The sequence below is a fragment of the Neobacillus sp. PS3-40 genome (assembly GCF_030915485.1).
Classification (GTDB): Bacteria; Bacillota; Bacilli; order Bacillales; family Cytobacillaceae; genus JAUZPL01.
Genome location: NZ_CP133266.1, coordinates 1,182,092 through 1,195,543, shown reverse-complemented (window position 1 = coordinate 1,195,543; position 13,452 = coordinate 1,182,092). Strand labels below are relative to the sequence as shown.

Here is a 13,452-nt window from a genome sequence, read left to right as displayed (position 1 = left end):
ATAAACAGGAAAGGATGACCCAAAGGGCCATCCTTTTCGTGTTGAATTGACATTTTTCATCCTGTATGCTCAAATAATTACATTGAGAATTATACTAAAGAAAATGTATGATCCTGTCAAAAGGGAGGGGAGCCTAAATGACAAGTAATGATAAAGAGGCAACTAAAGAATTGATTCAACAAAAAATTATGGAACATCAAAGTGAAGTAAGGATTGTCAGAAGAATCGTATTGATCGTTTCACTTTTGCTTATTCTAGTAGCTGCAATTATTGTCAGTGGTGGATACTTTTATATAAAGTCAGCAATGAAACCTGTTGATCCTAAAAGTAAAGTGCAGAAACAAGTTGAAATTCCGATTGGTTCGTCAGTCACGAAAATTGGTGAGACATTAGAATTAAAGGGAATTATCAAAGATGCTAGGGTTTTTAAATACTATGTGAAGTTTAAGAATGAAAGTGGCTTTATGGCTGGGGAATATCGTTTTAGCCCTTCCATGAATATTTCTGAGATTGTTAGTCGTTTAAAGACAGGAAAGTTGATGCAAAAACCCATTGTGGCAATTACAGTTCCAGAGGGAAAGCAATTAAAAGAAATTGCCCATCTTATTGCCAAAGCAACAAAGAAATCGGATGATGAAGTATTTAATCGATTGAACGATAAAACCTACCTAAAAACACTAGTAGCAAAATACCCAGACATATTAACAAATGAAATTTTCAATAATAAGATAAAATACCCTCTTGAAGGTTATTTATACCCTGCAACGTATCCGTTTTATAAACAACATCTTTCAGTGGATGAAATTGTTGCATCAATGCTAGATAAAACGAAATCTGTTTTAGCTACCTATCAAGAACAAAGAAAACAAAAGAACCTTTCAGTTCATCAGCTAGTAACAATGGCTTCTCTTATAGAAGAAGAGGCGACTGGAAAAGTAGATCGTCATAATATTTCAAGTGTATTTTATAATCGTCTTAAAAAGGGAATGCCCTTGCAAACAGATCCAACCGTTCTCTATGCCCAAGGGAAGCATAAAGATCGGGTCTTATACCAAGACTTAGAGGTGAACTCACCTTATAATACTTATAAAAATAATGGGCTTCCACCCGGACCTATTTCAAATTCTGGGAAATCGTCTATTGAGGCTGCACTAAACCCTGCGGAAACTAGTTATTATTATTTTCTTGCAACGAATGATGGCAGTGTCATTTTTACAAAAACATTGGAAGAACATAATCAAGAAAAGGCAAAACATATTTCCAGTAAAAAATAATGGTAGATTTCAAATCTTGCTTCCAACTTTGGTTGGGAGTTGAGATTTATGCATGTTTTGTGTTAAAATAGCTCAAGTGTTTAATAAATAGTACAAGCTATAGCGTAACTCACTGTATGGCGAGGATGCAGACTACCACTGCCCTTTAATAGCATAATTTGGATGGAACGTATCCGATTATGCTGCTGCTTTTCTGTGAACGCTATTTTTTCATGTCTAAAGGATAGAGGTGACGGCAGCTTGTTAAATGAGAAGTTGCATTCTTATATCGAGGGCCTAATACCTGCCCGAAATGAATTGCTTTCTGAAATGGAGAGCTTTGCCAAACAGCATAATATTCCTATCATGGAGCTTACGGGAATTGAAGCATTGCTCCAAATTTTAAAAATACAGGGTTCAAATAAAATCCTTGAGGTTGGAACAGCAATAGGTTATTCCGCTTTAAGAATGGCTTATGCACTTCCTGACACGAAGATTATTACGATAGAACGGGATGAAGAACGTATCCTTCATGCAGAAGAATTTATCAATCGTTCCCAATTGAATGATCAAATTATTCTTGTAAAAGGTGATGCTCTAGAAGTAGAGGAAGAGATCCAATTACATGCACAATTTGATGCGATTTTTATTGACGCTGCAAAAGGGCAATACAAAAAATTCTTTGAAATTTACTCCAAGTATTTAAGAGAAGATGGTGTCATTATTACAGACAATGTATTGTTTAAAGGACTTGTTTGTGAGAAGGAAATTGAATCTAAACGAACTAGAAATCTTGTGAAAAAAATAGATGAATTTAACTATTGGTTAATGAATCATCCCGAATATAGCACAATTATTTTGCCTGTCGGAGATGGGGTAGCCATTAGTAGAAAAAGAGGTGATACGAAATGAATAAACCAGAATTATTAGTAACTCCCGTAACCATTGATGACATCTTGCCACTTGCTAAAGCGGGTGCAGACGCATTTGTGGTAGGTGAACAAAGATATGGCTTGCGTCTTGCTGGTGAATTTGATCGTGAGACAGTTAAAAAAGCAATTGACCTTGGCCATTCAAACGGAAAAAAGGTTTACGTTGCGATGAATGCTATTTTCCATAATGATAAAATTGAAGAGTTGAAGGACTATATTCAATTTGTATCAGAAACAAATGCTGATGCCATTTTTTTTGGAGATCCAGCTGTTTTAATGACAGCTAGGGAAGTAGCCCCTGATATGAAGCTCCATTGGAGTACGGAAACAACAGGAACAAACTGGTATTCATGCAATTATTGGGGAAGAAAAGGTTCTACAAGGGCCGTACTTGCTCGTGAAATCAATATGGATTCAATTCTGGAAATTAAGGAAAATGCAGAGGTTGAAGTCGAAGTACTTGTCCATGGGATGACGTGTATGTTCCAATCAAAACGGTCTTTATTGGGAAATTATTTTGAATTTCAAGGTGAATCCATGGAAATTGAAAATCGAAAAGTACAAGAAAATATGTTTCTGCATGATAAGGAACGAAACAACAAATATCCGATTTTCGAGGATGAAAATGGAACACATATCATGAGCCCTAATGATGTTTGTATCATTGATGAGCTACAGGATTTGTTAGAGGCTGGAGTAGATACATTTAAAATAGATGGACTACTAAAAAGCCCTGAATACTTGCTTGCTGTAACAAAAGCATATCGAAAAGCTATTGACTTATTTTTTGAGGACCCAGACTTATATGAGGGCCAAAAAGAAGAGTTTCTATCGCAAATAGAGGCTATTCAGCCTCCAAATCGACCACTAGATACAGGATTCTTTTTCAAGGAAACTGTTTATTAAAGGCTGTGTTCGCATAGATTATTGTTTTTCCATCTAGTTATTCACTAAAGGGGCAAGAAGACAATTAGCTATTTCCAAAAAGATTTAAATTTTCAACAATTGTAAGGAGGTTTTTGGCCATGAGTACCGTCAAAGATAAGATTTCAGATATGATAAATGGAAAACGTGTAATCGTTAAGAAGCCAGAACTTCTTGCACCTGCCGGCAATCTTGAAAAATTGAAAATTGCTGTCCATTATGGGGCGGATGCCGTATTTATCGGAGGCCAAGAGTATGGTCTTCGTTCGAATGCAGATAACTTTACTTTTGAGGAAATGAAAGAAGGAGTAGAGTTTGCTCGTAAATATGGAGCAAGAATTTATGTGACAACAAATATTTTTGCACATAATGAAAATATATCAGGTTTAGAGGAATACTTACATGGGTTGAAAGAGGCTGGGATTGCAGGAATAATAGTTGCAGACCCTCTCATTATTGAAACCTGCCGTCGTGTAGCACCAGAAATTGAAATTCATCTTAGCACACAGCAATCTCTTACCAACTGGAAGGCAGCCCAATTTTGGAAAGAGGAAGGACTTGAACGAGTGGTATTAGCTCGTGAAACGAGTGCAGAGGAAATTCGCGAAATGAAAGAAAAAGTTGATATCGAAATTGAATCCTTCATTCATGGAGCTATGTGTATTGCCTATTCTGGCCGTTGCACGCTAAGTAATCATATGACAGCTAGAGATTCAAATCGCGGGGGTTGTTGCCAGTCTTGTCGTTGGGACTATGATTTGTACAAATTAGAAGGACAAAATGAAACAGCCCAATTTGAGGTAGAAGACTCACCTTTCGCGATGAGTCCGAAAGACCTTAATTTGATTCAATCGATTCCAACTATGATTGAACTTGGGATTGATAGCTTAAAAATCGAAGGCCGTATGAAATCAATCCACTATATTGCAACCGTAGTTAGTGTGTATAGGAAAGTGGTTGATGCATATTGTGCTGATCCAGATCACTTTGTTATAAAGAAGGAATGGCTTGAAGAGCTAGACAAGTGTGCGAATCGTGAAACAGCAACTGCATTTTTTGAAGGTGTTCCGGGGTATAAAGAGCAAATGTTTGGTAATCATAGCAAGAAGACAAAGTTTGACTTTGTCGGACTTGTTATCGATTATAACGAAGAATCACAAATGGTTACCTTGCAGCAACGAAATTATTTTAAACCTGGAAGTGAAGTGGAGTTCTTCGGACCAGAAATTAATAATTTTACTCATGTTATTGATAAGCTTTGGGATGAAGATGGGAATGAACTGGATGCAGCTCGTCATCCGCTTCAAATTGTAAAATTCAAATTGGACAAGCCGGTGTACCCTAACAACATGATGCGAAAGGAGAACTAGCATGTCACGCAAACCTGTTGTTATTGGTGTAACCGGTGGTTCAGGCTCTGGAAAGACGAGTGTAACGAAAGCTATTTACGAGAGCTTTAAGGGACATTCTATCCTAATGCTTGAACAGGATTATTACTATAAGGATCAAAGCCATTTACCTTTTGAGGAAAGGCTTAAAACAAATTATGACCATCCACTCGCGTTCGACAATGATTTATTAATTCAACATATTGAGCAACTTTTACGATATGAACAAATATCTAAACCAGTGTACGATTATTCGATACACACCAGGTCAAGTGAAGTAATTCCAGTCGAACCAAAGGATGTTATTATTTTAGAAGGTATATTAGTTCTTGAAGATGAGCGGCTCCGTAATTTAATGGACATTAAGCTCTATGTTGACACAGACGCTGATCTTAGAATAATTCGGCGGTTAATGCGTGATATTAAAGAGCGAAAAAGAACAATGGATTCAGTAATTGAACAATATGTGAACGTAGTTCGCCCTATGCATAATCAATTCATTGAGCCTACAAAGCGTTATGCTGATATCATCATTCCAGAAGGCGGGCATAACCATGTGGCAATTGATTTAATGGTCACAAAAATTCAAACAATTCTTGAACAAAAGTCTTTTTTATGAAACAATAGCATAGGAAAAGAATAGAGGGTTCATTTTAGATTAAATTTGAATTACATTGCGCGCCCTTACCCTAGGACGCGCTCCTGTGCATTATGCCAGGAAGGGTATAATGCCGTACATAATTAGAACACAATCTTTGGGGGATTGTGAAGACTAGAAGGAGTGAATAGTTGTGGCTACAGAAAAGGTATTTCCAATGACACAAGCTGGAAAAGATAAGCTGGCACAAGAGCTTGAATTTTTAAAATCTGTTCGACGTAAAGAAGTAGTAGAGCGGATAAAAATTGCGAGAAGTTTTGGTGATTTATCGGAAAACTCTGAATATGATTCCGCAAAAGAAGAGCAAGCATTCGTAGAAGGTCGTATAACAACATTAGAAAATATGATCCGCAATGCGAAAATTATTGAGGAAAGCGAATCAACAAGTGGTGCAGTTAGTTTAGGAAGATCTGTAACATTTATCGAACTTCCGAATGGCGAAGAAGAAACATATACGATTGTTGGTAGTGCTGAAGCAGATCCATTTGAAGGGAAAATTTCAAATGACTCTCCAATTGCTAAAAGCTTACTCGGGAAAAAAGTCGGTGACGAAGTGTCTGTTCAAACTCCAGGCGGTGAAATGAGCGTTCGTATCGTTTTAATAAAATAATTAAAGTATAAAAAAATAGATAACGCTTTATTTTTTAAGTTTGAAATGGTAACACCTCGTCAACACTTTTGACGAGGTGTTTTTTATGTGGAAAAGACGAGCTAGAGGATGGCTATTCATTTGTATTATTTGTTTGTCGTTGTTATTAGGTCGTTTGATGGAGATCCAGATATTTTCAACCACAACTTTTTCAAAACACAATATTAACTTATTTGAGCAAAGTGTGAAACAACGTTCACAAGAATTAGTGGTCGATAATGGAAGAGGAAATTTTCTTGATCGTAACGGTGAGGGACTAACACACAAAAAAGCATCCGTTCTTGTCCTCTTCCCTTTTTTGAAAAATATGAAATGGGATATAGGCAAGGTAGCGAAAATTACTGGCTTTTCAGAGCAATTAGTGAAGGTGGCTGTCGATAAGGCGAAAAAACCATTTGCGCTCGGTGAACCGAATCCATTTGAATTAACCACTTCACAAATGGAACAACTTAATGCATTGAAAATTCCGGGCGTATTTGCAATTGAAAAAAATATGGAAAGGTCACATATCCCTTCTGAGCAGTTACTAGGCCTTATCGGTGAAAATTCAAGGCTCTTAAATAAACGCTATCCAAATAAAAAGCTATCAGATAAAACGTTAATTGGTGTATCTGGTCTTGAGGCGAGCTTCGATGAATTTCTTTTACCTGAAGGTAAATCTAAGCTAATTTATCATGTTGATGGTGATGGAGCTCCTCTGTTTGGAGTAAATGTCAGGTATGTTGACCCAGCCAATCCATTTTATCCAGCAAATGTTCGTACGACAATTGATCGAAACATACAGGAACGTGCGGAAGATCTAGTAGATAGGTATAAAATTCAAAAGGGCGGACTGGTTTTACTTAATCTACAAGACAATAGTATTTTAGCAATGGTTTCGCGCCCAAAAATTGATAAAAGGAATCCATACAGTGGAATTGGCATGACAAACGAGATGCTGAATCAACAAATTATGGGGTCAGTCTTTAAAACCGTTGTAGCTGCTGCTGCTATAGACCATAACCTTGATGGGGTATCACGCCGCTTTGATTGCAGCAAAAAAATAAATGGTAAACCAGAATTAAAGTATAATTATGGAATGCTTGACTTTACAGATAGCTTTGCAAGAAGTTGCAATCATACATTTGGGCAACTTGCCCAGGAATTATCAGATATTGACCCGGAACTTTTAGATGATTATGCAAAAAGACTTTCTTTGGTTGGACCAGTCGGCTGGAGTGGAGATGTATACCACTCAAGTAATTTTAAACAACTAAACGAAGAAGAGAAAGGAAGGGTGTTTTTATCTGAGAAAGAGCGAAAGGATCGTAATTATGTTGCCATGACAGGAATTGGACAACACGAAGTAAGGGCGACACCTTTAGCGGTAGCTAATATGATGGCAACTATTGCAAGAGGTGGGGACAAAGAAATGGTACGAGCAGTTTCAAAAATTGAGTATAAAAATGGCACCACTATGATAGATTTTAAAGAAAAGGACTTACCAGGGGAAAAAATCTCTCCTTATACAGCTATGAAGCTTCAAAGGCTAGTAAGGGAAGTTGTACTGAATCCCAATGGTACAGGGAGATGGTTTCAAAATCTGCCATATGATGTAGCTGGCAAATCAGGGACAGCTGAAACAGGAAAATATGAGAATGGAAAACAATTGCATAATAAATGGTTTGCAGGTTATTTTCCATATGATCATCCCAAATATGCACTTGTTACTGTCAATTTAGATGTTTTTGATGATGAGGGAGGGGTAAATCAGTTATTTACAGATATGGTTAAAATGCTCTATGTCAATGACCGATAGTTCCAAAAGACAATGCAAAGGGGTTCAAGTTTTTATCAACTCATGGTAGAATGTTGGCAACCTTATATTTAGGAGGGGTATATTTTGAATAATGATTTTCATTCCAGTTCGCGTTCGGGTTACAGGGCAAAAAGAAAGAAAACAAATATTATTTTAAATGGTCTTATCGTGTTTGTTCTCTTATTAATTGCTTTTGTCGCATACACTATTTTTTCGTCTGATAATGATAATGCATCACCAAAAAAAGATGTACAAAAAACAGAAGCGAAACAGCCCGTACATAAAGATAAAGGTAATAAGGAGGATCAAGAGACTGCATCATCTGACAGTCAAGATTCAACTGCTTTGGATGATAGTCAACAAAGTGATGAAACAGGATCAGATGATTCGTCAACCATTGAAAATGCGGATGAATCACAAGCGGTTACAACAGAGGGCGGTGATACTCCTGAAGTCCAAAAAACAGTTGAGAATCCTGATTGGAAGCCAGTTGGGACTGCACAAACAGGCGAGCATGCCCCTGTATATAGTTCAGATTCAACAGATTGGCAAGAAATGTTAAATGCCATTTCCTATGCAACTGGTTTAGATCAAAGTAATATGACTGTATGGTTTTTAGGAAGGGATAAAAGCACTTCAAATGGTTCTGTTGGGACTGTGTCCTCGAAAGACAAAACACAAAAGTACCGTGTTTATATTCAATGGGAAGATGGCCAAGGCTGGAAACCGACAAAGGTTGAAGAACTTTCCAAAGTCGATAATGAAAATTGAAAACGTAGTAAGGATGGGCCACATTGGCTCCATCCTATTTTTTTAATTTAAAATGAACGACAGCCGAATAATAAGGTTGCCCGTTATCTGTTAAGAGCATTTGATGTGTTACAGAATAGACCGTAAGTAAAATTGCCCTGTTAATGTCAATTTGTTCTGAAATCTTTTTTTCAAGATTTTTTAAAGAATTTGCTTCAAAAAACTCAATTTTATCTTCGATTAGATCTAAATGGAAATTCATACTAAACATCCTTTCTCAGTCATTATTTTAATCTTATTGTTTTTCCTCTTATCTAGCAAATGAATAGTTGAAGAAATCATAGGAATATGGTAGATTGAGAACAAGTTTCATTTTAATTCATAGTATGCTTATAGGTTTTATGTAAAATGGAGGCTGATAAATATGGGAAGAGAGTTTCTTGAACTATTTGAGCAATGGGCAGATTCATATGACGAAACCGTTATTGGTCAGGATATTGAATATAGAGAAGTCTTTTTAAATTATGAAAAAATCCTTGAAAGTGTTGCATCTCGGTCTTTTGGACATGTTATCGAATTTGGCGTTGGAACAGGAAACTTAACCAAAAAGCTTAAAGAACGCGGTTTAAAGATAACAGGGATTGAGCCTTCTCCTTCAATGCGGGAGATTGCAAAAGAAAAACTAGGTGAGAGCATTGTGATTTTAGACGGTGATTTTCTTCATTTTCCAGAGTTTAAAAATGTGGACACGTATGTTAGTACTTATGCCTTCCATCATTTAACCGATGCTGAAAAAGCTTTAGCTATTGCATATTATGGCAGCACCCTCTCAATTGGTGGTAAAATAGTCTTTGCGGATACCATGTATGGATCCGAGGAAGAGTATAATAATGCAATTAATGAAGCAAAAGAAAAACGCTTTTATAACCTAGCGAAGGACTTAGAGACGGAATATTATACGACCATTCCTATATTGAAAAAGATCCTAGAGGAAAATAATTTTATCGTTTCTTTTACACGCTATAATGACTTTGTCTGGTTAATGGAAGGCGTAAAAATTTAAGAAAGAGGTCAAAACATGAAAATAGCTATAATCGGAGCAATGGAAGAAGAAGTAACATTATTACGAGAAAGCATTGAGGATTCAAGGCAAGAAATAGTGGCAGGATGTGAATTTACGTTTGGAAAAATGCATGGATCAGATGTGATCTTGCTTCGGTCTGGAATAGGTAAAGTGAACGCGGCAATGTCAACTACGATTCTCCTTGAAAAGTATAAACCCGATTGCATTATCAATACGGGATCTGCAGGTGGCTTTAATCCTTTGTTAAATGTTGGTGATGCAGTTATTTCATCCGAAGTTCGCCATCATGATGTTGATGTAACAGCATTTGGATATGAATACGGTCAAGTGCCTCAGCTTCCTGCAGCATTTTTAGCAGATGAAAAACTGGTAGCCATTGCAGAAGCAGCAGCAAAAGAAATAGAAGAAATTCAAATTGTTAAAGGGGTCATTGCAACTGGGGATTCTTTTATGAATGATCCTGAAAGAGTAAATTTTGTACGTACGAAATTTGAAAATTTGCAGGCAGTTGAAATGGAAGCTGCCGCTATTGCACAGGTTGCTTACCTATTCAATGTTCCATTTGTTATTATTCGATCCCTTTCTGATATTGCCGGAAAAGAGTCTGGTGTTTCGTTTGATCAGTTTTTAGATAAGGCGGCACTTCATTCTGCAACCTTGGTTATGAAAATGGTCGAAGCCCTTTAGGAAAAAAGTGGAGGAAAGAAAATGAAGGTTTATAAAAATGTCCATGAATTGATCGGTCATACACCAATTGTTGAAATATCACAGTTCCCATTGCCAACAGGTGTTCGAATTTTTGCCAAGCTTGAGTTTATGAACCCTGGTGGAAGTGTTAAGGATCGACTTGGACTAGAACTTTTGCGAGAAGCATTTAAGAGTGGGAAACTACAGCCTGGGGGAACGGTAATTGAACCAACAGCAGGAAATACTGGAATTGGCTTAGCCCTTGCGGCAATTAATATGGGTGTCCAGGCGATTTTATGTGTTCCAGAAAAGTTCAGTACCGAAAAACAGGAATTAATGAAAGCTCTTGGTGCAAAGGTTGTTCATACTCCAACAGGAAAAGGAATGAAGGGAGCAATCGAAAAGGCTGCAGAGTTAATACAAGAAATACCAGGCTCCTATTGTCCACAGCAATTTGCTAATCCAGCTAATCCTGAAACTTATTCAAAGACGCTTGGTCCTGAAATTTGGGATCAAATGGATGGAAAGGTTGATTTATTTGTAGCGGGGGCAGGAACTGGCGGCACCTTTATGGGTACAGCAAAATATTTAAAGGGTCAAAACAAAGCTATAAAAACAGTAATTGTAGAGCCAGAGGGCTCCATCTTAAATGGTGGTAAATCTGGATCACATAAAACGGAGGGCATTGGCATGGAATTCCTACCTGGCTTTATGGATCCAACTTATTTCAATGCCATCCATACTATTTCTGATGAAGCTGCTTTCAAGCGTGTTAAGAATTTGGCTGCAAAAGAGGGACTTCTGGTTGGGAGTTCTTCTGGTGCAGCATTTGAAGCAGCACTTATTGAAGCAAACACTGCAAAATCGGGCACAAATATCGTTGTTATTTTTCCAGATGGAAGTGAACGATATTTAAGCAAAAAAATTTATGAAGGAGGGATTTAACGTGAAAAGAAAAACAAGATTAATTCACGGTGGAATAAATAGTGATCCGCTAACAGGTGCTGTGTCTGTTCCAATCTATCAAGTTAGCACATATAAACAAAACGGAATTGGTGGGCATAAGGGTTTTGAATATTCTAGAACAGGAAATCCTACAAGGCACGCACTCGAAGAGCTTATTAAAGATATTGAAGGCGGTTATGCAGGATTTGCCTTTGGTTCTGGGATGGCGGCAATTACAGCTATTATGATGATGTTCAACAGTGGGGATCATGTTATTTTAACAGATGATGTCTATGGTGGTACGTATCGTGTTATTACGAAGGTATTGAATCGTTTTGGCCTTGAGGCAACTTTTGTTGATACAAGCAATTTAGAAAATATTAAAAGTGAGATTCGTACAAATACAAAAGCTGTTTATTTAGAAACTCCAACAAACCCACTCCTAAAAATTACTGATATTGAAGCAGCATCCACAATTGCAAAAGATCATGGGCTGCTAACTATTGTCGATAATACTTTTGCTACTCCTTATTGGCAAAACCCGATTGATAATGGTGCTGATATTGTATTACACAGTGCAACAAAGTATATTGGTGGTCATAGTGACGTTGTAGCAGGTCTTGTAGTGGTGAATAATGAGAAGCTTTCAAAGGATCTTCATTTTGTTCAAAACTCAACAGGGGGCGTCCTAGGCCCTCAGGACTCATGGCTTTTAATGCGTGGAATAAAAACATTAGGTGTGCGCATGGAGGAACATGAAGCAAATACAGCTGCGATTGTTGAGTTTTTACAAAGCCATCCTGGCGTGAAAAAAGTGTACTACCCTGGAATTGAAACACATCCAAATCATGAAATTGCTAAAAAGCAGACAAGAGGATTCGGTGGGATGGTTTCGTTTGATGTTGGCAGTGAAGAGAAGACCACTGAGCTTTTAAGCAAAGTAAAGTATTTTACACTTGCTGAAAGTTTAGGGGCTGTAGAAAGTTTAATTTCTGTTCCATCTAAAATGACTCATGCTTCTATTCCAAAAGAACGTAGAGATGAACTAGGTATAACCGATGGTTTGGTCCGAATCTCAGTGGGTCTTGAGGATGTTCTGGATTTGATTGAGGATTTAAAACAGGCATTAGAATAAAATGGGAGTCCGGCTCAAAATACTGAGCCGGCTTTTTTGCTTTTAAAAAATAGAAAAGTAAAAACCCATCCAGTGGTGATGGTATCGAATATGCGTGTATGTGAAAAATGATGTGAGATAAAACAGACCGGTCACTTTAGTTTCTACCAACTTTACTATTATTTACATTCTCTTTAACCACACTAATTATGTTAAAGTTGTTTAGTAGATTTAAAGAAAGCTGGTGATTGTGAATGGAAAGCAAAGCAAAGCATCTTTATGAAAAAATGATTGATTTTAAGCGTTTCGCCACTATCATGTTAGCTGTAGGTGTGTTTTTTTACTTAGGTATTATTATTCCATCTGCTACAACTAGTATGATGGATTTAAATATTATGATTCTTGCATCGATGTCCTTCCTAGCACTGTCAATATTATTTTTTACTAAATCAAAACATTTTCGACTTAAGCTGACCGAGCTCGAAGAAGGTCAAGAATATTTAATGAAAAAATAAGCGTCCCAATGTGGGGCGCTTATTTTTGTTAAATGGACGTTTTTTTTTCAAAATAATTCCTTTAAAAGGGTTTACAAACAAAGTTTTTGTGGATATAATTACCATAGTTAGTGAAAAATTCCGATAGGAGGTCGAATTATTATGAACTTAAGATATGTTGGAACCAAAGCTCAAATTTCAAATATGAATATCAAGCATTCGACCACAACGGAATGGATCGCATAACTATTTAATGTGAATCCGTATATCCATGCCGCAGGGAGAATAGCGCCTTGCGGTATTTTTGTGTCCCATTGACATAACCGTAAGGGTGAACTCTTGCGGTTTTTTTCTGTTCTTTTTTGGATATATAGGTAATTATCAAGGAGGTGACAAAAGATGACTCTAAATATTTTATTTTTCACGGTTACGATCAAAAAACGTGAAATTAACCATGAAAATATAGCAAATCAAGAAATGGTTGAAAAACTTTATGACGAATATAAGGATCGGCAGATTTCTATGTATCGTTTTATGTAATTTGGATTTTAATAAATATGCAGAAAGGTGGTTTTTACGATGCTATTTCTTATGCAAGGCAGGGGTGCAATCTTATGGGTGGAGAAAGATACCACCTAACGGATAATAACTAGGAGGTTCCCATATGTATTTAGATATTTTACTATTAACTCTTATATTTCGAAAAAGGAAAGACCATCACTAAAATAAAGGCTTTGTTAAATTTACCTGTTGATTTCCGCTCCAATCAACATTGC

15 protein-coding genes are annotated in these 13,452 nt (G+C 36.9%); 14 read left to right on the top strand and 1 reads right to left on the bottom strand.

Translation table 11 applies throughout. From position 1 onward, the window contains the following. The first annotated feature begins 137 nt into the window (after positions 1 to 137). The 8 genes from mltG to RCG20_RS06150 all read left to right on the top strand — a co-directional run bounded on the left by mltG (position 138) and on the right by RCG20_RS06150 (position 8,373). Positions 138 to 1,274 (top strand): endolytic transglycosylase MltG, encoded by a 1,137-nt coding sequence (mltG, locus tag RCG20_RS06185; protein WP_308183362.1) that lies wholly within the window; start codon positions 138 to 140, stop codon positions 1,272 to 1,274. A gap of 240 nt (positions 1,275 to 1,514) precedes the next feature. Continuing rightward, positions 1,515 to 2,165: an O-methyltransferase gene (locus RCG20_RS06180; protein ID WP_308183361.1), complete on the top strand. Its 651-nt coding sequence runs from the start codon at positions 1,515 to 1,517 to the stop codon at positions 2,163 to 2,165. Then, on the top strand, positions 2,162 to 3,091 hold the full coding sequence (locus tag RCG20_RS06175; protein ID WP_308183360.1) for a peptidase U32 family protein: 930 nt from the start codon (positions 2,162 to 2,164) through the stop codon (positions 3,089 to 3,091). Before RCG20_RS06180 ends, RCG20_RS06175 begins: the two co-directional genes overlap by 4 nt. A gap of 119 nt (positions 3,092 to 3,210) precedes the next feature. Beyond that, the gene (locus RCG20_RS06170; protein ID WP_308183359.1) at positions 3,211 to 4,479 is read left to right on the top strand and encodes a peptidase U32 family protein; all 1,269 of its coding nucleotides are present in this window, start codon (positions 3,211 to 3,213) and stop codon (positions 4,477 to 4,479) included. A 1-nt stretch (position 4,480) separates the two neighbouring features. After that, positions 4,481 to 5,116, top strand: a complete 636-nt coding sequence (gene udk / locus RCG20_RS06165; protein WP_308183358.1) for a uridine kinase — start codon at positions 4,481 to 4,483, stop codon at positions 5,114 to 5,116. Between the two features lie 172 nt (positions 5,117 to 5,288). Beyond that, entirely contained in the window at positions 5,289 to 5,765 is a 477-nt protein-coding gene (gene greA / locus RCG20_RS06160; protein WP_308183357.1) for a transcription elongation factor GreA, read from the top strand. A gap of 85 nt (positions 5,766 to 5,850) precedes the next feature. Next, on the top strand, positions 5,851 to 7,602 hold the full coding sequence (locus tag RCG20_RS06155; RefSeq protein ID WP_308183356.1) for a peptidoglycan D,D-transpeptidase FtsI family protein: 1,752 nt from the start codon (positions 5,851 to 5,853) through the stop codon (positions 7,600 to 7,602). Between the two features lie 84 nt (positions 7,603 to 7,686). After that, positions 7,687 to 8,373 (top strand): DUF1510 family protein, encoded by a 687-nt coding sequence (locus tag RCG20_RS06150; RefSeq protein ID WP_308183355.1) that lies wholly within the window; start codon positions 7,687 to 7,689, stop codon positions 8,371 to 8,373. A gap of 34 nt (positions 8,374 to 8,407) precedes the next feature. Here the strand turns inward: RCG20_RS06150 and RCG20_RS06145 are convergent, their stop codons facing one another. Beyond that, positions 8,408 to 8,614, bottom strand: a complete 207-nt coding sequence (locus RCG20_RS06145; protein WP_308183354.1) for a YrzA family protein — start codon at positions 8,612 to 8,614, stop codon at positions 8,408 to 8,410. Positions 8,615 to 8,776: 162 nt separating this feature from the next. Between RCG20_RS06145 and RCG20_RS06140 the strand changes: the two genes are divergently transcribed. The 6 genes from RCG20_RS06140 (at position 8,777) to RCG20_RS06115 (ending at position 13,216) form a co-directional block, all read left to right on the top strand. Beyond that, a complete protein-coding gene (locus tag RCG20_RS06140) occupies positions 8,777 to 9,415 on the top strand; it encodes a class I SAM-dependent DNA methyltransferase (RefSeq protein WP_308183353.1) in 639 nt (212 codons plus the stop codon). Between the two features lie 15 nt (positions 9,416 to 9,430). Next, positions 9,431 to 10,123 carry a 5'-methylthioadenosine/S-adenosylhomocysteine nucleosidase gene (gene mtnN / locus RCG20_RS06135; protein WP_308183352.1) on the top strand — a complete coding sequence of 231 codons (693 nt, stop codon included), beginning with the start codon at positions 9,431 to 9,433 and terminating at the stop codon, positions 10,121 to 10,123. Positions 10,124 to 10,144: 21 nt separating this feature from the next. Continuing rightward, positions 10,145 to 11,068, top strand: coding sequence for a PLP-dependent cysteine synthase family protein (locus RCG20_RS06130; protein ID WP_308183351.1), 924 nt, complete (start codon positions 10,145 to 10,147; stop codon positions 11,066 to 11,068). 1 nt (position 11,069) lies between these two features. Continuing rightward, positions 11,070 to 12,203, top strand: a complete 1,134-nt coding sequence (locus RCG20_RS06125) for a bifunctional cystathionine gamma-lyase/homocysteine desulfhydrase (RefSeq protein WP_308183350.1) — start codon at positions 11,070 to 11,072, stop codon at positions 12,201 to 12,203. Between the two features lie 233 nt (positions 12,204 to 12,436). Beyond that, positions 12,437 to 12,697, top strand: coding sequence for a YrhC family protein (locus RCG20_RS06120; protein ID WP_308183349.1), 261 nt, complete (start codon positions 12,437 to 12,439; stop codon positions 12,695 to 12,697). Positions 12,698 to 13,075: 378 nt separating this feature from the next. Continuing rightward, complete coding sequence (locus RCG20_RS06115) at positions 13,076 to 13,216, top strand: YrzI family small protein (RefSeq protein ID WP_308183348.1); 141 nt, start codon at positions 13,076 to 13,078, stop codon at positions 13,214 to 13,216. The last annotated feature ends 236 nt before the right edge of the window (positions 13,217 to 13,452 follow it).